Source organism: Pseudomonas agarici, from assembly GCF_001543125.1.
In the GTDB taxonomy this organism is placed as follows: Bacteria; Pseudomonadota; Gammaproteobacteria; order Pseudomonadales; family Pseudomonadaceae; genus Aquipseudomonas; species Aquipseudomonas agarici.
Genome location: NZ_CP014135.1, coordinates 4778787 through 4797614, shown reverse-complemented (window position 1 = coordinate 4797614; position 18828 = coordinate 4778787). Strand labels below are relative to the sequence as shown.

15 protein-coding genes are annotated in these 18828 nt (G+C 61.5%); 13 read left to right on the top strand and 2 right to left on the bottom strand.

The genetic code is table 11. From position 1 onward, the window contains the following. Positions 1 to 68: 68 nt before the first annotated feature. Positions 69 to 518 carry an Hsp20 family protein gene (locus AWM79_RS20995; protein WP_017133665.1) on the top strand — a complete coding sequence of 150 codons (450 nt, stop codon included), beginning with the start codon at positions 69 to 71 and terminating at the stop codon, positions 516 to 518. Positions 519 to 565: 47 nt separating this feature from the next. On the opposite strand, the gene AWM79_RS20990 is transcribed toward AWM79_RS20995, so the two are convergent. Both AWM79_RS20990 and AWM79_RS20985 read right to left on the bottom strand, forming a co-directional pair. Next, the gene (locus AWM79_RS20990; RefSeq protein ID WP_017133664.1) at positions 566 to 3850 is read right to left on the bottom strand and encodes an EAL domain-containing protein; all 3285 of its coding nucleotides are present in this window, start codon (positions 3848 to 3850) and stop codon (positions 566 to 568) included. A 69-nt stretch (positions 3851 to 3919) separates the two neighbouring features. Continuing rightward, positions 3920 to 4810 carry a LysR family transcriptional regulator gene (locus AWM79_RS20985; RefSeq protein ID WP_060783708.1) on the bottom strand — a complete coding sequence of 297 codons (891 nt, stop codon included), beginning with the start codon at positions 4808 to 4810 and terminating at the stop codon, positions 3920 to 3922. A gap of 152 nt (positions 4811 to 4962) precedes the next feature. Between AWM79_RS20985 and leuC the strand changes: the two genes are divergently transcribed. The 12 genes from leuC to AWM79_RS20925 all read left to right on the top strand — a co-directional run bounded on the left by leuC (position 4963) and on the right by AWM79_RS20925 (position 18789). Further along, complete coding sequence (leuC, locus tag AWM79_RS20980) at positions 4963 to 6381, top strand: 3-isopropylmalate dehydratase large subunit (protein ID WP_060783707.1); 1419 nt, start codon at positions 4963 to 4965, stop codon at positions 6379 to 6381. A gap of 10 nt (positions 6382 to 6391) precedes the next feature. Beyond that, a complete protein-coding gene (gene leuD / locus AWM79_RS20975; RefSeq protein ID WP_060783706.1) occupies positions 6392 to 7036 on the top strand; it encodes a 3-isopropylmalate dehydratase small subunit in 645 nt (214 codons plus the stop codon). A gap of 168 nt (positions 7037 to 7204) precedes the next feature. Next, complete coding sequence (gene leuB / locus AWM79_RS20970; protein WP_060783705.1) at positions 7205 to 8287, top strand: 3-isopropylmalate dehydrogenase; 1083 nt, start codon at positions 7205 to 7207, stop codon at positions 8285 to 8287. 68 nt (positions 8288 to 8355) lie between these two features. Beyond that, positions 8356 to 9468, top strand: coding sequence for an aspartate-semialdehyde dehydrogenase (gene asd / locus AWM79_RS20965; protein ID WP_017133661.1), 1113 nt, complete (start codon positions 8356 to 8358; stop codon positions 9466 to 9468). A 265-nt stretch (positions 9469 to 9733) separates the two neighbouring features. Further along, positions 9734 to 10735: an aspartate-semialdehyde dehydrogenase gene (locus AWM79_RS20960; protein WP_060783704.1), complete on the top strand. Its 1002-nt coding sequence runs from the start codon at positions 9734 to 9736 to the stop codon at positions 10733 to 10735. Positions 10736 to 10940: 205 nt separating this feature from the next. Next, positions 10941 to 13463 (top strand): FimV/HubP family polar landmark protein, encoded by a 2523-nt coding sequence (locus AWM79_RS20955; RefSeq protein ID WP_060783703.1) that lies wholly within the window; start codon positions 10941 to 10943, stop codon positions 13461 to 13463. A 174-nt stretch (positions 13464 to 13637) separates the two neighbouring features. Then, positions 13638 to 14462 (top strand): tRNA pseudouridine(38-40) synthase TruA, encoded by an 825-nt coding sequence (truA, locus tag AWM79_RS20950; RefSeq protein ID WP_060783702.1) that lies wholly within the window; start codon positions 13638 to 13640, stop codon positions 14460 to 14462. Between the two features lie 64 nt (positions 14463 to 14526). Then, positions 14527 to 15147, top strand: coding sequence for a phosphoribosylanthranilate isomerase (locus tag AWM79_RS20945; protein ID WP_060783701.1), 621 nt, complete (start codon positions 14527 to 14529; stop codon positions 15145 to 15147). Between the two features lie 107 nt (positions 15148 to 15254). After that, the gene (gene accD / locus AWM79_RS20940) at positions 15255 to 16175 is read left to right on the top strand and encodes an acetyl-CoA carboxylase, carboxyltransferase subunit beta (protein WP_060784031.1); all 921 of its coding nucleotides are present in this window, start codon (positions 15255 to 15257) and stop codon (positions 16173 to 16175) included. Then, a complete protein-coding gene (folC, locus tag AWM79_RS20935) occupies positions 16172 to 17479 on the top strand; it encodes a bifunctional tetrahydrofolate synthase/dihydrofolate synthase (protein WP_060783700.1) in 1308 nt (435 codons plus the stop codon). The genes accD and folC overlap by 4 nt, the downstream gene beginning before the upstream one ends. Further along, the gene (locus AWM79_RS20930; RefSeq protein ID WP_060783699.1) at positions 17463 to 18137 is read left to right on the top strand and encodes an SPOR domain-containing protein; all 675 of its coding nucleotides are present in this window, start codon (positions 17463 to 17465) and stop codon (positions 18135 to 18137) included. Before folC ends, AWM79_RS20930 begins: the two co-directional genes overlap by 17 nt. Positions 18138 to 18231: 94 nt before the next feature. After that, entirely contained in the window at positions 18232 to 18789 is a 558-nt protein-coding gene (locus tag AWM79_RS20925) for a CvpA family protein (protein ID WP_017133655.1), read from the top strand. The last annotated feature ends 39 nt before the right edge of the window (positions 18790 to 18828 follow it).

Here is an 18828-nt window from a genome sequence, read left to right as displayed (position 1 = left end):
TCTAAGGAGTACGCGATGCCGAATTCGGGTCGCGGCTAAAACCACTCGCTGAACTTCAGGAGATTGACATGACTACTGCATTTTCCCTGGCTCCACTGTTCCGTTCTTCCGTCGGCTTCGACCGTTTCAACGATCTGTTCGAAACCGCGCTGCGCAATGAGCCGGGCAGCAGCTACCCCCCATACAACGTCGAGAAACACGGCGAAGATCAGTACCGCATCGTCGTCGCGGCAGCCGGTTTCCAGGAAGAAGACCTGGAGCTGCAAGTCGAAAAAGGCGTGCTGACTGTCAGTGGCGGCAAACGTGAGCCCAAGGCTGAAAGCGTCAGCTACCTGCATCAGGGTATCGCCCAGCGCGCCTTCAAGTTATCGTTCCGCCTGGCCGACCATATCGAGGTCAAGGCCGCTGGCTTGAGCAACGGCCTGTTGAATATCGACCTGTTGCGGGTCGTGCCGGAAGAGGCGAAAGCCAAGCGCATCCCGATCAACGGCGCGCAACAAGCGGCTTTGCAGCACTAAGCGCAAGCCCACAAGACCAGAACCCCGCTTCGGCGGGGTTCTGTGTTTCAGGGGATGCTGGTCAGCAGCTTCCTGAATTCCTCCATGGGCAATGGCCGGCTGTGTAGGTAGCCCTGGTACAGGTGACAGCCCAGCCCCTCAAGGAATACCAGTTGTTCGGCCAGTTCCACGCCTTCGGCAATCACCGTCAGCCCGAGGCTGCGAGCCATGGCGACAATCGCACGGATGATCTCCGCGTCGTTGGGGTCATGGGTCGCATCACGGACAAACGACTGGTCGATTTTCAGCGCGTCCACCGGCAAGCGCTTGAGATAGGTGAGTGACGAATAGCCGGTGCCGAAATCATCCATGGCGAAACTGACGCCGATCTTGTTCAGGCGACGCATCTTGCTGATGGTGTCTTCCATGTTCTGGATCACGATGCCTTCGGTGATTTCCAGCTTGAGTATCGATGACGGCACGTTGTGCCGCACCAGCGTGTGTTGCACGCGCTCGACGAAGTCGGCCTGGCGGAACTGGCGCGGGCTGATGTTCACGCACAGGCTGAAGGAGCGTGGGATCAGCCCGTCGCGCAGCAGCACGCCAAACGCCTCGCAAGCATGATCGAGGATCCAGGTGCCGACCTCCAGGATCAATCCGCTGTCTTCCAGCACTTTGATGAACTCGGTGGGCGATTGCGCGCCCAGCTCGGGGTGATGCCAACGCACCAGGGCTTCGGCGCCGACAATGCTGTTGTCGCGGGCGTCGACCTGGGGCTGGAAGTGCACGCTGAATTCGCCCCGGGAAAGCGCCTGGCGCAAGTCGTTTTCCACGCGCAGGCGTTCGCTGGCGGCCTTCTGCATGGTGCTGTGGAACATCTGGGTGATATTGCGTCCGGAGTCCTTGGCCCGATACAGCGCGATATCGGCGCGCTTGAGCAGGTCGGCAGGGGTTGAGCCGTGGTCTGGGATAAGGGCCACGCCGATGCTCGGGGTCACCTGCAAGCGGTGGCCGTCGAGAAACATCGGCTCGGCCAGTAGCTCACGGATCGTGTCCGCCAGATCGCGGACCTTCTGCGTGACTTCACTACGCGAGCCATCGAGGCCGCTGAGCAATACCACGAATTCGTCACCGCCGAGACGGGCCACGGTGTCCTCGGTGCGCACGCTGGCTTCCAGGCGCGCGGTGACCACCTTGAGCACCGTATCGCCGACCGGATGACCGAGGGAATCGTTAATGTGTTTGAAGTGGTCCAGGTCGAGGAACAGCAGGGCGCCGCGCAGGTGGTGCTGCTTGAGCAGGGCGATCTGCTGGCTCAGGCGATCCATCAACAGAGCACGGTTGGGCAGGTTGGTTAGCGAGTCGTGGTAGGCCAGATGACGAATCTGCGCCTGGGCGTTCTTGAGTAGGCTGATATCGCGGGCGGTCAGCAGCAGGCAGGCGGTTTCGTTGAGGGTGATGGGCTCGACCGAGAGCTCCACCGTCAGCACATCGCCGCGTTTGTTGCGCCCGAGCATATCGCGATGGTGGACGTGGCCCCTTTCCTTGAGTTCGTTGAGCAGGGCGGTACGCTGTTTGTGGTCGGCCCAGATACCGAGTTCATACACGGTACGCCCGATCACCTCGCTGCTGGTGTAGCCGGTCAGCCGGCAGAAACCGTCGTTGACCTCCAGATAGCGCCCGCTATCGCGCTCGGTGATGATGATGGCGTCGGGACTGGAGTGAAAGGCTTTGGCGAATTTCTCCTCGCTCGCCTTGAGCGCGGCCGCGGCCCGTTGCTGCTGAGTGATGTCATGCAGGGTGGTGACGATGCAGGGTTGTTCCTCGACCACGATCTGCCGGCTGATGATCACACAGGTCAGGGCCTGGCCGCTCTTGTGGTGGACGATGACCGCCACATTGTTCAGCGCCTTGTCGCGGATTAGCTGTTGGATGCGGTACAGGCGCTTGTCCGAGTCGTCCCAGAGGCCGATCTGTTGTGCGCTGCGATGGCGGATCTCGTCGATGTTCCAGCCAAAGGTCTGGGTGAACGCCGAGTTGATCTCGATAAACTGTCCGCTGTCCTGTAGGGTCACGCAAATCGGATCGGGGCTGGCCTGGAACAGGCTGGCGAACTTCTCTTCCGACGCCTGCAGGCGCCTTTCACGCTCGACCTGCTCGGTGATATCGAGCAGGGTGCCGGCCATGCGCAGCGGGTTGCCCTCGCTGTCGAGGTAGAGCCGGGCACGGCTTTCCAGGTAGCGCGAGGTGCCGTTTTCCAACTGCACCCGGTAGGTCAGTTGGTAGTTGCCCTCCGGGCCTTCGCGCAGGCTGCGATAGGCCTGGCGCATATTGTCGCGTTCTTCGGTAGGAACGCTGTCGAAGAACGCGTCGAAGGGCTCATGGAACGGCTGTGGCTCCCGACCGTGCAACTGCGCCGCCCGCGCCGAACCATAGAGCATGCCGCTGGGGATATGCCAGTCCCAGGTCCCCAGTTGGGCCGAATTCAGCGCCAGATCGAGGCGTTCCTGGCTGTCCTTGAGCGCTTGCTCGGCATTTTTCTGTTCGGTGGTGTCGAGAAAGGTGCTGAGCAGGTAGGCCTGCCCTTCCAGTTCGACCCGCTGGGCACTGAGGATGCCGTCGTGAATTCGCCCGTTGCTACCGCGCAGTTGTACTTCCTGGCTAACCGACTCGCCCTTGGCCCGCAGGGATTTGACCAACCGCTCGCGCTCTTCGGGATGCACCCACAAGTCCAGCTCGACGGTGGTCAGGCCGATTACCTGGCGCGCCGGCCAGCCGAACAGGCTTTCGAAATACTGGTTGGCCTCACTGATCAGGCCATCTTCCTCGCGAGTCAGCAACACCATGTTCGGACACAGGTGGAACAGCGTGGCAAAGCGCTTTTCCGAGCTGCTAAGGGCGTGTTCGCGCTGGCGCTGGTGAGTGATTTCGCGGATCACGCCGATCATCCGTGGCTTGCCGCTCTTGTCCGGCAGCAGGCTACCATTGACCTCCAGCCAGTGCAGGCTGCCGTCCGGCCACTGAATGCGATGACGCATCGCCTGTTCCAGTGGCTCTCCGGCCAGCACGGCATGAAAGGCTCGCACTGTACGGGCACGGTCCTCGGCCGGCAGCAGTTCAAGGTAGTCGAGGTCCTTGGGCAGCGGCTGGTGGGGGTCGAAGCCAAACAGCGCCTGAGTGCCACGGGACCAACTGATCAGACCGCTTTCGATGTCCCAATACCAGGCCCCGAGACGCGCACCATTGAGGGCGGCCAATAATTGTGGTGCGCTTTCCCAGCTCTTTTCCGATTCGTTGGGGTCAAGGGCATGGATGCGTGGCAATGGCGGAATACGGCTAGCATGCTTGGGCATCAACAGCAGTCCTTGGGATGAAAGGAATGTTTTTGCTGCAAAGACCTGATGGGGTCAGCCAGCTCCGACTTATGCCGATAAGGCTGGCAAATCCGTCTGTTCATCCAATAAAGCCATAAAGGCCCGCGCGGCGTTCGACAACGTCCGTTCAGTGTGCAAGATATAGCCTAGCTGGCGACTCAGTTGTATGCCCGGTAAAGGTATGCGTACCACCTGATCGTCGAGCATGGTGCGCGGTAGTACGCTCCAGGCCAGGCCGATGGAAACCATCATCTTGATGGTTTCCAGGTAGTTGGTGCTCATGGCGATATTCGGTGTAAGACCCTGACCCTCGAACAGACGCTGGACGATATGGTGGGTAAAGGTGTTGCCGCCGGGGAAAACTGCCGGTTGGTGGGCAATGTCCCTGAGGCTGACCGTGCCGTTTCTGGCCAACGGGTGCTCGGGGGCGACGACAAAATCCAGGGGGTCGTCCCAGACCGGCACCGCGCGGACCAGATGATGCGGTTCGGGTGCCAGGGTGATGACCGCCAGCTCGGCGCGCCCATGGAGGATTTCCTCATAGGCCACCTCCGAGTCGAGGAACTGAATATCCAGCGCCACCTGGGGATACCGGCGGGTGAAGGCTCGCAGCAGCGGGGGAAGGCGATGCAGGCCCAAATGATGGCTTGTGGCTAGTGTCAGGCGTCCGCTGACTTCGCCGTTGAGGTTGGTCAGCGCTCGGCGGGTGTCATCCAGTACATTGAGGATTTGGTAGGCACGGGGCAGTAGCGCCTGGCCGGCTTCGGTCAGGCCCACCTCGCGGCCCAGCCGGTCGAACAGGCGCACCTTGAGTTGCTGCTCCAGCACCGCAATTCGTTTGCTGATGGCCGGCTGGGTCAGGTGCAGGCGTTCGCCGGCACCGGAGAAGGTGCCCGTCTCGGCAATGGCGATAAAGGCGTTGAGGTTGGCCAGGTCCATGATGGTATTCCGTTAGGCTATCCAAAGCATAAAAATTATGAATTTGAGTTATTCACTCTAACGCCCTAGGATCGACCTCACAAGCCAAAGGGTTATTGAGAACAGTGATCAATAGACCGGGGCATAGAAACACGCTGATGAGGAAACGTCTGATGGCCGGCAAAACGCTTTACGATAAGCTTTGGGATTCCCATGAAGTGAAACGGCGCGACGATGGGTCGTCGCTGATCTATATCGACCGTCACATCATCCACGAAGTGACCTCGCCGCAAGCGTTCGAAGGCCTCAAGCTGGCCGGGCGCAAGCCTTGGCGGGTCGACTCGATCATCGCCACCCCCGACCACAACGTGCCGACCACCCCTGAACGCAAAGGCGGTATCACGGCGATCGCCGACCAGGTGTCGCGCCTGCAGGTCCAGACCCTCGACGATTATTGCGATGAATATGGCATCACCGAATTCAAGATGAATGACGTGCGCCAGGGCATCGTGCACGTCATCGGCCCGGAGCAGGGCGCGACCTTGCCGGGCATGACCGTTGTCTGTGGTGACTCCCATACCTCGACCCACGGCGCCTTCGGCGCCTTGGCCCACGGTATCGGCACTTCCGAGGTCGAGCATGTGTTCGCCACCCAGTGCCTGGTGGCGAAGAAAATGAAGAACATGCTGGTGCGCGTTGAGGGCCAGTTGCCGTTTGGCGTGACCGCCAAGGACATCGTCCTCGCTGTGATCGGCAAGATCGGCACCGCCGGCGGTAACGGCCACGCCATCGAGTTCGCCGGCAGTGCGATCCGCGAGTTGTCCATCGAAGGCCGTATGACCATCTGCAACATGTCCATTGAAGCCGGTGCTCGCGTGGGCTTGGTGGCCGCCGATGAAAAGACCGTGGCCTACGTCAAGGGTCGCCCGTTCGCACCGAAAGGCGCCGAGTGGGACCTGGCTGTTGAAGCCTGGAAAGACCTGGTGTCCGACGCCGATGCGGTGTTCGACACGGTGGTCGAGCTCGACGCGACGCAGATCAAGCCGCAAGTCAGTTGGGGCACTTCGCCGGAAATGGTCCTGGCGGTTGATCAGCACGTGCCGGACCCGGCCAAGGAAACCGACCTGGTCAAGCGCGGCTCCATCGAGCGGGCGCTCAAATACATGGGCCTGCAGGCCAACCAGGCGATCACCGATATCCAGCTCGATCGCGTGTTCATCGGTTCTTGCACCAACTCGCGTATCGAAGACCTGCGTGCGGCGGCGGCGATCGCCAAGGGGCGCAAGGTGGCTTCGACCATCAAGCAGGCCATTGTGGTGCCGGGTTCGGGCCTGGTGAAGGCCCAGGCGGAAGCGGAAGGCCTGGACAAGATTTTCCTCGAGGCCGGTTTCGAGTGGCGTGAACCGGGCTGCTCCATGTGCCTGGCGATGAACCCCGACCGCCTGGAAAGCGGCGAGCACTGCGCATCGACCTCCAACCGCAACTTCGAAGGGCGCCAGGGCGCTGGCGGGCGTACCCACCTCGTCAGTCCCGCCATGGCGGCGGCGGCTGCCGTCAACGGTCGTTTTATCGACGTTCGCGAATTGATCTGAGGAAAACCCCATGAAAGCCTTTACCCAGCACAGCGGTCTCGTCGCCCCATTGGACCGTGCCAACGTCGATACCGACCAGATCATTCCCAAGCAGTTTCTCAAGTCGATCAAGCGCACCGGCTTTGGTCCGAACCTGTTCGACGAGTGGCGCTACCTGGATGTCGGCTACGCCTACCAGGACAATTCCAAGCGTCCCTTGAACAAGGACTTCGTGCTCAACGCCGAGCGTTACCAGGGGGCCAGTGTCCTGCTGGCGCGGGAAAACTTCGGTTGCGGTTCCAGTCGCGAGCATGCGCCGTGGGCCTTGGATGAGTACGGTTTTCGCAGCATCATCGCGCCAAGTTATGCCGATATATTCTTCAATAACAGCTTCAAGAATGGTCTGTTGCCGATCATTCTCGATGAGAGCGAAGTCGATGAGCTGTTCCAGCAGGTCGAAGCGACCCCAGGCTACCAGTTGACCGTCGATCTCGCCGCTCAGACCGTGACTCGTCCGGACGGTAAGGTCTATCGTTTCGAAGTCGATGCGTTTCGCAAGCACTGCTTGCTCAACGGCCTGGACGATATCGGCCTGACCTTGACCGACGGCGACGCGATCGCGGCCTTTGAGGCCAAGCATCGGGCCAGCCAACCGTGGTTGTTTCGTGACGTTTGAGTTGCTGCAGTGGCCTCCACGCTCACGCAGGTTGTCGAGCAAAAAAAAAGCCCTTCGGTGAACAGGTCGCCCGCACATGCGTCAGGCGCACTGCCGTGGGCCGAGCACTAGATTTTTTCCAGGTTGTGCCGTGATCACGGGCGCACCGACAGATAACATGAGGAAAACATGAGCAAGCAGATTCTGATTCTCCCGGGTGACGGTATTGGCCCGGAAATCATGGCCGAAGCGGTCAAGGTGCTGGAGCTGGCCAACGAGAAGTACGGTCTGGGTTTCGAGTTAAGCCACGATGTGATCGGCGGTGCCGCCATCGACAAACATGGCGTGCCCTTGGCCGATGAAACCCTGGACCGCGCCCGTGCCGCCGATGCGGTGTTGCTCGGTGCCGTGGGTGGACCGAAGTGGGACAAGATCGAACGGGATATCCGTCCCGAGCGCGGCCTGCTGAAGATCCGGGCGCAACTGGGCCTGTTTGGCAATTTGCGTCCGGCGATCCTCTACCCGCAATTGGCCGATGCATCGAGCCTGAAGGCAGAAATCGTCTCGGGCCTGGATATCCTGATCGTCCGCGAACTGACCGGCGGCATCTACTTCGGCGCCCCACGCGGCAGCCAGACGCTGGCAAACGGCGAGCGCCAGGCCTACGACACCCTGCCGTACAGCGAAAGCGAAATCCGTCGCATCGCCCGTGTCGGCTTCGACATGGCTCGCGTGCGCGGCAAGAAGCTCTGCTCGGTGGACAAGGCCAACGTTCTGGCCTCCAGCCAGCTATGGCGCGAAGTGGTCGAGGAGGTCGCCAAGGACTACCCGGACATCGAGCTGAGCCACATGTACGTCGACAACGCCGCGATGCAACTGGTGCGCGCGCCCAAGCAGTTCGACGTGATTGTCACCGACAACCTGTTCGGCGACATTCTTTCCGACGAAGCGTCGATGCTCACCGGCTCCATCGGCATGTTGCCGTCGGCCTCGCTGGATGCCAACAACAAGGGCATGTACGAGCCTTGCCACGGTTCGGCTCCGGACATCGCCGGGCAGGGCATCGCCAACCCGTTGGCGACCATCCTGTCGGTGTCGATGATGCTGCGCTACAGCTTCAATCTGCACGACGCCGCATCTGCCATCGAGCAGGCTGTGAGCCGGGTGCTGGATCAGGGCCTGCGGACCGGCGACATCTGGTCGGCCGGCTGCAGCAAAGTCGGAACGCGGGAAATGGGCGACGCAGTAGTCGCCGCGCTGCGGAATCTGTAATCTCTCGGGCCCGCCGTTTCTTTCATCCCTGGAAGCGGTGACCCACTTTTGTAAAAGGTGTAGTTGCGATGAAACGTGTAGGTCTGATCGGTTGGCGCGGTATGGTCGGTTCCGTGCTCATGCAGCGGATGCTGGAAGAGCAGGACTTCGATCTTATTGAGCCGGTGTTTTTCACCACTTCCAATGTCGGTGGCCAAGGTCCGTCCGTGGGCAAGGATATTGCCCCGCTGAAGGATGCCTACAGCATTGAAGAGCTGAAAACCCTCGACGTGATTCTGACCTGCCAGGGTGGCGACTACACCAGCGAGGTTTTCCCCAAGCTGCGCGAGGCCGGCTGGCAGGGTTATTGGATCGATGCCGCCTCCAGCCTGCGCATGCAGGATGACGCGGTCATCATCCTCGACCCGGTGAACCGCAAGGTCATCGACCAGCAACTGGATGCCGGAACCAAGAACTACATCGGCGGCAATTGTACTGTCAGCCTGATGCTGATGGGGCTGGGCGGCCTGTTCGAAGCCGGCCTGGTGGAGTGGATGAGCGCCATGACCTATCAGGCGGCATCCGGTGCCGGCGCGCAGAACATGCGTGAGCTGATCAAGCAGATGGGCGCCACCCACGCCGCCGTTGCCGAGCAACTGGCCGATCCGGCCAGCGCCATCCTCGACATCGACCGCCGTGTGGCCGAAGCCATGCGCGGCGACGCCTACCCGACCGAAAACTTCGGGGTGCCATTGGCCGGTAGCCTGATTCCGTGGATCGACAAGGAGCTGCCGAACGGCCAGAGCCGCGAAGAATGGAAGGCCCAGGCCGAAACCAACAAGATCCTCGGTCGCTTCAAGAGTCCGATCCCGGTGGACGGCATCTGCGTGCGCATCGGCGCCATGCGTTGCCATAGCCAGGCGCTGACCATCAAGCTCAACAAGGATGTGCCGATCGCCGATATCGAGGGGCTGATCAGCCAGCACAACCCATGGGTCAAGCTGGTGCCGAACCAGCGTGATATCAGCATGCAGGAGCTGAGTCCGACCAAAGTCACCGGCACCCTGAATATCCCGGTGGGGCGTCTGCGCAAGCTGAACATGGGCTCGCAGTTCCTCGGTGCGTTCACGGTGGGTGATCAGTTGCTGTGGGGCGCGGCCGAGCCGCTGCGGCGCATGTTGCGGATCCTGCTGGAGCGTTGATACGCCGAAGGATCGAAAAAACCGCGCCTCGTCAGGGTCGCGGTTTTTTTTGGGGTTTCGGCTAGCGCAATGCTACTTTTTTGTCGTCAGTGGCTTGTTTGTGGCTGGTGGGCTTGCCGGCCCTAGGCTCGCAGACCCCGGTGTGTCAGTCGCTCCGACAAGCCGGCTCGCCACCATCACCGTGTGAGGCCTGCGGGCATTCAATTGCCTGTCCGCGCCGTCACGGGTAAAGTGCCGCTCCCCCGCGTTGCCAGAGATCAAACCCATGAGACAGTCCTTTGATATTGCCGTGATCGGCGCCACCGGCTCGGTGGGCGAGACCTTGGTGCAGATTCTCGAAGAGCGCGACTTTCCCGTGGCTGACTTGCATGTGCTGGCCAGCAGCGAGTCCGCCGGTCACTCGGTGCCATTTCGCGGCAAGAACGTGCGTGTTCGTGAGGTCGATGAGTTCGATTTCGCCAAGGCCCAGTTGGTGTTTTTCGCTGCCGGTCCGGCGGTAACCCTCAGTTTTGCCCCGCGTGCCGCCATGGCCGGTTGCACGGTTATCGATCTGTCCGGCGCCTTGCTCGCGCCTCAGGTGGTGCCGGAAGCCAATGCCCAGGTGTTGGCCACGCTGAGAAAGCCGGTGCAGGTGTGCAGTCCGAGCGCGTCGGCCACCGCTCTGGCCGTGGTGTTGGCACCGCTCAAGGGCCTGCTCGATCTCCAGCGCGTGACCTTGACCGCTTGCCTGGCGGTGTCCAGCCAGGGCCGCGAAGCCGTCGGCGAACTGGCCCGGCAGACTGCTGAGCTGTTGAATGTGCGCCCGCTGGAGCCGCGCTTCTTCGATCGGCAGGTGGCGTTCAACCTGTTGGCCCAGGTCGGCAAGCCGGATAGCGAGGGGCATGTTGCCCTGGAAAAACGCCTGGTCAGCGAGTTGCGTGAACTGCTCGCAACACCTTTACTAAAAATTTCAGTCACTTGCGTTCAAGCCCCAGTGTTTTTTGGCGATAGCTATAGTGTGTCTCTGCAAGCGGCGGCTGATGTCGATCTGCAAGCGGTGAACGCCGCGCTGGAAGCCGCGGACGGCATCGAGCTGGTGGACGTCGGTGATTATCCGACCGCCGTCGGTGACGCCGTGGGCCAGGATGTGGTCTATGTGGGGCGGGTTCGTCACGGTGTTGATGATCTTTCGGAATTGAATCTGTGGCTGACCTCGGACAATGTCCGCAAAGGTGCCGCGCTAAACGCTGTGCAATTGGCCGAATTGTTGATAAAAGACCCGCTGTAAAAGATACTTGGCGACAATTTGCAGAATGATTCGAGCCTGACGCTATGCTCAGGCTGGTTGCTGAAGGTGAGCTGCCCTCGGGCACTTGCAGCGGTATCGGCTAAAACAGGGTGTTGCGGTGGTTTTTCAGGGCCGCACGCCATGCCGCAAGGCAGCTACACCACCTTCTCGCTGGCCGAGGAATGCACTAACAAAGGAAGAGGCTATGGTTCAAGTTCGCAAACTGGTGTTAGCAATAGCGGCCGCTTCGGCGCTGTCCTCCGGTATGGCGCATGCGCTTGGGCTGGGGGAAATGACCCTCAAGTCGACCCTGAACCAGCCGTTGCTGGTGGAAATCGAATTGCAAGATGTCGGTGGCCTCAGCGCTTCCGATATCGTTCCCAGCCTGGCTTCTCCCCAGGCGTTCAGCGACGCTGGCGTCAACCGCCAGGACTTCCTGAACGACCTGACTTTCACCCCGGTGCTGAACCCCGCCGGGCGCAGCGTGGTGCGTGTCACTTCGAGCAAACCGTTGTCTGAAGCCTATGTGCGGTTTTTGGTCCAGGTGCAGTGGCCCAGTGGCCGGCTGATGCGTGATTACAGCGTACTGCTCGATCCGTCGAAGTATGCCCCGGCGGGCGATGCCGGCCAGTCGGCGCCCGTTGTCGCACCCAGCGCGCCAGTCACCGCGCCGACCCAGGTCAAGCAATACACCACCGGTCCCAAGGATACCCTCTGGGAAATTGCCGCCCAGGAGCGCAATGGCGCTTCCGTGCAGCAGACCATGCTGGCTATCCAGGCATTGAACCCGGATGCCTTTATCGATGGCAACATCAACCGCATGAAAACCGGCCAGGTGCTGCGCCTGCCGGATCCGGTGCAAAGCACCCGCCTGGCGCCCTCCAAGGCGATTGCCGAGGTGGCCGCGCAGAATGCCGCGTGGCGCCAGGGGCGTCGTTCTTCCCATACCGGCAAACAGCAAGTGGATGCCAGCCGACGCCAGGGCGGTGAAGCGGCACCAGCCCCCGGCGCCGACAAGGATAACCTGAGCCTGGTCTCGGCCGAGAGCGCCAAGAAGGGCGGCAAGGGCGCGGCTGGCGACAGCAAGGCCTTGAGCGACAAATTGGCGGTGACGCAGGAAAGCCTCGATGCTGCCCGTCGCGACAATGCCGAGCTGAAAAGCCGTATGGACGACCTGCAGAGCCAGTTGGACAAACTGCAGCGACTGATCCAACTCAAGAACGATCAACTGGCCAAGTTGCAAGCGCAAGGTACGGACGTCGCACCCGCCGCCGGCCAGCCGGCAATGCCGGCCGAACTGGTGGCCAAGCCGCAAGTGGCGCCTGCGCCAAGCGAGCCGAGCAAGCCGGTTCAGGCCGACGTTGCGCCCGGCAAAGAGCGCAAGCTCGACGACTTGCTGTCCAGCCCGATTCTGCTGGGCTTGATCGCCGGTTCCGTGGTGCTGGTGTTGTTGTTGCTCATGCTGCTGCTGATCCGTCGCCGCAAGGCTCAGCAGGAAGCCGAAAAGCACCAGCGCATGGCACGGGCGCTGTCTGAAGAAAGTGACTTCGCGGCAGACCTGTCTCTACCGCAAAGCAGTTTCGAGGGCCTGGAGGTGCCTGCGCCCAGCGTAAAGCTGACGCCGGCCCAAGCGCCGGCTCCCGTCGCTGAGCGCCCAACCGATGTGTTGGGGCAGGCAGCACTGCATATCGAGCGCGGCCACCTGAACCAGGCCGCCGATCTATTGGAAGAAGCGGTCAAGCTCGAGCCGCGGCGTAGCGATCTGCGGCTGAAACTCATGGAGGTTTATGGTCGCCAGGGCGATCGTGACGGCTTTGTCGTCCAAGAACGACAGCTGGTCGCCAATGGCGATAACCATGCCCAGGTCGAGCAGCTCAAGAGTCGCTTTCCCGGCATGATCGCCACGGCGGCGGTCGCCGGTCTTGGCGCGGCGGCCGTCGCGGCCGAGCTGGACGAACAGTTTGTCCAGGCACTGTTGCAGGATGAGCCGCCAGCCGCGGTTGCGGCACAAGAACCCGTAGTTGCGCAGGCGCCCGCGACTGCTCCGGTGGTGGAGGGGTTCGACAGCGACTTCGACCTCAGTCTGGATGACCTGGAGGCAGCTTCGCCTTCGGTGGTTTCGGCTCCGGTCGCCGATCTGGGCCTGGATGACCTGCAACTCGACGACGACCTGAGCTTCGAATCGGTGCTGGGGCAACAGACTAAAGCCTCGGCGAGCTCCGACGACCTGTTGGACTTCGATCTGGATCTGGGGGGTAACGAGCCGGCCCCAATCGAGGCACACGAGGACTTTCTGCTGGGCTTGGCCGACGATTCCCTGGCGCCACAGGGCGCAGTACCGGCTCTCGATGCGCTGGATGAGTTAGGGCTGGCGGACGATTTCGACCTGTCGTTGGCCGACGAATTGGCGGTTGATACCGGGTCGAATGCTTTCACCGACGAGCTCGATGATGTCAATGCCGAGCTGGAGCGTCTGTCTCAGGGGTTGGAGCAGCCATCGCCGGTGGCACCGACCTCGACCGTTGATAAGGCGGCTCTGGGGAATGACGAACCGGAGTTCGACTTCCTCTCGGGAGCCGACGAGGCGGCGACCAAGCTCGATTTGGCCCAGGCCTATATCGACATGGACGACAAGGATGGCGCACGGGATATTCTCGCTGAAGTCCTGAGTGAAGGCAGCGAAGTGCAAAAAAACCAAGCCAAGGAAATGCTCAATCGTCTGACATGAGTTGATCTGCTGGCGCTAAAGACAACGGCGGCCTTCGGGCTGCCGTTGTCGTTTGATCGAACTAAAAAAGCGCTCGATGCATGGCGTCCGCGGGCGCGCGCTTTATAATGCACGCCTTTGCGCAAATTATCAGGCTGTAAGTCCTTGGCAAATATAGATAACCCGGCTGCCGAAATGGCGGCTGACGGCTTTTCCCGGATCGCCCTGGGTGTCGAATACAAAGGCTCGCGTTATCGCGGCTGGCAGCGTCAGGCCTGCGGTGTGCTCACGGTGCAGGAAACCCTGGAAAACGCCTTGTCGAAAGTGGCGGCTTCGCCAGTTTCGCTGATGTGTGCCGGGCGCACTGATGCCGGGGTACACGCTTGCGGGCAGGTGGTGCATTTCGACACACAGGCCGAGCGCTCGCTGAAGGCGTGGGTCATGGGCGCCAATATCAATCTGCCCCATGACATCAGCGTCAGTTGGGCCAAGGTTATGCCGGCACATTTCCATGCGCGCTTCAAGGCCATCGCTCGGCGTTATCGTTATGTGATCTATAATGACTCGATCCGTCCGGCGCACCTCAATGAGGAAATCACCTGGAATCACCGGCCACTGGATGAGCAGCGCATGGCCGAGGCGGCCCGCCATCTGGAGGGTATTCACGATTTCAGTGCGTTCCGGGCCGGGCAATGCCAGGCCAAGTCGCCGATCAAGGAAGTCCACCACCTGCGAGTGACCCGCCATGGCAAGATGATTGTCATCGATATCCGTGCCGGTGCCTTCCTGCATCATATGGTGCGCAATATCGCCGGGGTGCTGATGACCATCGGTGCCGGCGAGCGACCGGTGGCGTGGGCGCGCGAGGTGTTGGAAAGCCGTATCCGCCGTACAGGCGGCGTAACGGCTCATCCGTTCGGTTTGTACCTAGTGCAGGTGGAATACCGGGAGGAGTTCGCTTTACCGCAGCGTTATATCGGGCCGCACTTCCTGACGGGATTTTCGGAACTTGCCGGCTGACGCCTGGAAAAGCATTTGCTACCATCCGGAACTTTACTCGAAAAACCCTAGGGGTTCTGCCGCCATGTCCATCGTTCGCAGCAAAATCTGCGGGATCACCCGCATTGAAGATGCGTTGGCCGCTGTCGAAGCCGGTGCCGATGCCATTGGTTTGGTGTTCTATGCCCAGAGCCCAAGGGCAGTGACCTTCCAGCGGGCGCGAGCGATCATCGCTGCCTTGCCGCCGTTTGTGACCACCGTAGGCCTGTTCGTCAATGTCAGCCGTTGTGAACTGGGCGAGATCCTCGATGCGGTGCCGCTGGACACGCTGCAGTTCCATGGCGATGAAACCCGCGAGCAGTGCGAGGGCTTTCACCGCCCCTACATCAAGGCGCTACGAGTCAAGCCTGGCGACGATATCGCCGCAGCGTGCCGGGCCTATCCCAGTGCCAGCGCGATACTGCTCGATAGCTATGTCGAGGGCGTTCCCGGTGGCACCGGCGAGGCATTCGATTGGTCTTTGGTGCCGCAAGGATTGAGCAAGCCGATCATCCTGGCTGGGGGGTTGGATGCGCAGAACGTGGCGGACGCGATTGCCCAGGTCAGGCCGTATGCCGTGGACACCAGCGGTGGGGTAGAGCGCAGCAAGGGCATCAAGGACCCCGCCAAGATCAAAGCGTTCATCCAGGCGGTGCGCGCCTGTTGATCGCCGATGTGACGGACGACAGCCTGCCACCGTCCATGCATACCGCCGCTAGAAAACAGGCGGGCCCGGTTGTTGGACGGGCCGAAAACGAATTGGAGAAAGAAAGCATGAGCAACTGGTTAGTAGACAAACTGATCCCTTCGATCATGCGTTCCGAGGTGAAGAAAAGCTCGGTGCCTGAAGGTTTGTGGCACAAATGCCCCTCGTGCGAGGCGGTGCTCTATCGTCCTGAGCTGGAAAAGACCCTGGACGTCTGCCCCAAGTGCAACCACCACATGCGTATTGGTGCCCGTGCCCGCATCGATATCTTCCTGGACGCCGAAGGTCGCACCGAGCTGGGCGCGGACCTGGAGCCCGTGGACCGGCTGAAATTCCGTGACGGCAAGAAGTACAAGGACCGCTTGAGCGCGGCGCAGAAGCAGACCGGCGAAAAAGACGCGCTGATCTCCATGAGTGGCACGCTGCTGGGGATGCCGGTGGTGGTTTCGGCATTCGAATTCTCGTTCATGGGCGGTTCCATGGGCGCTATCGTCGGCGAGCGCTTCGTTCGTGCCGCCAATTATGCCCTGGAGAACCGTTGTCCAATGGTTTGCTTCTCGGCTTCCGGTGGTGCGCGGATGCAGGAAGCGCTGATCTCGCTGATGCAGATGGCCAAGACTTCGGCGGTGTTGGCGCGTCTTCGTGAAGAAGGGCTGCCGTTCATCTCCGTGCTGACCGATCCGGTCTACGGCGGTGTTTCCGCCAGCCTGGCGATGCTCGGCGATGTGATCGTCGGCGAACCCAAGGCGCTGATCGGTTTCGCCGGTCCGCGAGTGATCGAGCAGACCGTTCGCGAGAAGCTGCCGGAAGGCTTCCAGCGTAGTGAGTTCCTACTGGAGCACGGTGCCATCGATATGATTATCCCGCGCCAGGAACTGCGTCCGCGCCTGGGTAGCCTGCTGGCCCAGATGATGGGGCTGCCGACGCCGGTGTATGTCGCCGCTCCTGTGGACTCCATCGTTATCCCGCCGGTGCCGGCAACCGTATGACCCAACGGACCCTGGCCGACTGGCTCACCTACCTGGAGCAATTGCACCCCTCGGCTATCGACATGGGGCTGGAGCGTTCGCAAGAGGTAGCGAAACGCATGGGGTTGGGCAGGCCGGCGCCTCGGGTAGTGACCGTGACCGGCACCAATGGCAAGGGTTCGACTTGTGCTTTTGTCGCCGCTTTGCTGCAGGCCCAGGGCCTCAAGGTCGGGGTCTACAGTTCGCCGCACCTGCTGCGCTACAACGAGCGCGTGCAGATCGACGGCGTGGAAGCGAGCGATGCGCAGTTGTGCGAGGCCTTCACGGCGCTGGACGCTGGCCGTGGCGAGATTTCCCTGACCTACTTCGAAATGGGCACCCTGGCGGCGTTCTGGCTGTTCGAGCGTGAGCAACTGGATGTCGTGGTCCTGGAAGTCGGGCTCGGCGGGCGTTTGGACACGGTCAATGTGGTGGATGCCGACCTGGCGCTGGTGACTGGTATCGGTGTCGATCATAGCGAATACCTGGGCAATACCCGCGAATCGGTAGCTTATGAAAAGGCCGGAATCTTTCGTCAGGGCCGGCCGGCACTGTGCGGTGACCTGAATCCGCCGCAGGCCCTGCTGGACAGGGTGCGGGAGCTGGGTTGCCGGTTTTTCCTGCGCGGTCGCGATTTTGATCTTGGCATCACCGAGTCGCATTGGCAGTGGCGCGGCCTGGACGGCAAGGGGCGGGTGCTGGAGCTGCGTGACCTGCCATTGCTCGACCTGCCGATGGAGAACGCTGCGTTGGCGCTCCAGGCCTATGCCCTGATGGATTTGCCGTGGCAGCCGGAGCGGATCGCCGCCGCCTTGCGGGCGACCCGTATCGTCGGTCGCCTGGATCGCCGTACCGTCAACTGGCGGGGCAAATCGTTGCAACTCATGCTGGATGTCGGGCACAACCCCCATGCCGCCCAATACCTGGCGGAGCGCCTGGCCCGCCGCGTCCCCGGCGGGCGGCGCCTCGCGGTGTTCGGCCTGCTGTTGGACAAGGATCTTGACGGCGTGGTGTCGCCACTCGATGCTTATGTGCAAGAGTGGGCGGTGACGCCGTTGCAATCGCCGCGCAGCCGGCCGGCGGTCGATCTGCAGGCTGCCTTGCAGGCTCGCGGAGCGTCGGTGACGGCCTACGAAAGCGTCGCTGCGGCTCTGGAAGGGCAATGCGACCTGGCGACGGCTGACGATGAAATTCTGTTGTTCGGATCGTTTTTTTGTGTGGCCGAGGCGCTGGAATGGCTCGCCCGGCGCGCCACGGAGGAAGCTGCATATGGCATTGCTGGATAAAGCGTACAAGCAGCGGATGGTGGGTGCCCTGGTTTTGGTGGCGCTGGCGGTGATCTTTCTGCCGATGCTGTTTTCCCGTCAGGACGAGCGACGTCAGATACGCGTCGATCCGCCCGCCGCGCCGCAGGCTCCGGCCATGCCTCAGGTACAGGTCGAGCCGGTAGCGGTGCCCGAGCCGCAAAGCCTGCCCCAGGAACCCGTGCCGGAAGAGCAGGACGAGATGGCGGTCACGCCACCCCCAGTGCCATCGATGCCGATTCCGGCCACCAAGCCGCCAACGGCGGTCGCCGCGACCAAGCCTGCCGCCCCGCCGGCCACACCCAAGCCCGCCACCGCGCCCGCGCAGACGCCAGCCCAAGCGGTGGCGGTAGCGCCGGCGAAGCTCGATACCACGCAGAGCCGAGTGGACCCCAACGGTCTGCCGATCACTTGGTCGGTGCAATTGGCCAGCCTGTCGAGCCGTGAAAGTGCCGAAAGCCTGCAAAAAAACCTGCGTAGCCAGGGCTACAACGCTTATATCCGCTCCGCAGACGGCAAGAACCGGGTATTTGTCGGTCCGCTGATCGAGCGTGCGGAGGCCGATCGCCTGCGTGACTTGCTCGGTCGCCAGCAGAAGCTGAACGGTTTTGTCGTAAGATTCCAACCTGAACGCGGTTAAGCGGCGGCTTGTATCGAAATGCACTGACAATCGCCTTACCAGCAAGGCGGCGCTCTGCTAAAATGCGCCGCCTTATCCGTTCGTAGGCTGCACTGTGCCATTTACCTGGGTTGACTGGGCGATTATCGCGGTAATCGTCGTTTCCGCTTTGATCAGCTTGAGTCGCGGCTTTGTCAAAGAGGCCTTGTCCTTGCTTACCTGGATCATCGCCGGCGTCATTGCCTGGATGTTCGGTGGCTCGTTGTCCGTGTACCTCGCCGACTATATTCAGACACCTTCGGCTCGCGTGATCGCGGGTTGTGCCATCATGTTCGTCGCTACCTTGTTGGTCGGCGCCATGGTCAATTACCTTATCGGCGAGTTGATTCGCGTTACCGGGCTGTCCGGCACCGATCGATTTCTCGGCATGGCCTTCGGTGCCGCGCGTGGCGCGTTGCTGGTGGTCGTGGCGGTCGGGCTGCTCAGCCTGGGGCCGGTACAGCAGGATGCATGGTGGCAGGAGTCCCGACTCGTGCCACAATTTCTATTGGTTGCCGACTGGTCCAAGAACCTCATCCTGGGGTGGAGCAGTCAGTGGCTGGCCAGCGGGATCAGCGTACCTGCTGACCTTCCGTTCAAGGAACATCTCTTACCGGCCAAAGCGCCCCAGTAAGTGCTGTTCAGTTCAGATTCATTAAGTAGGGGTTGCGTC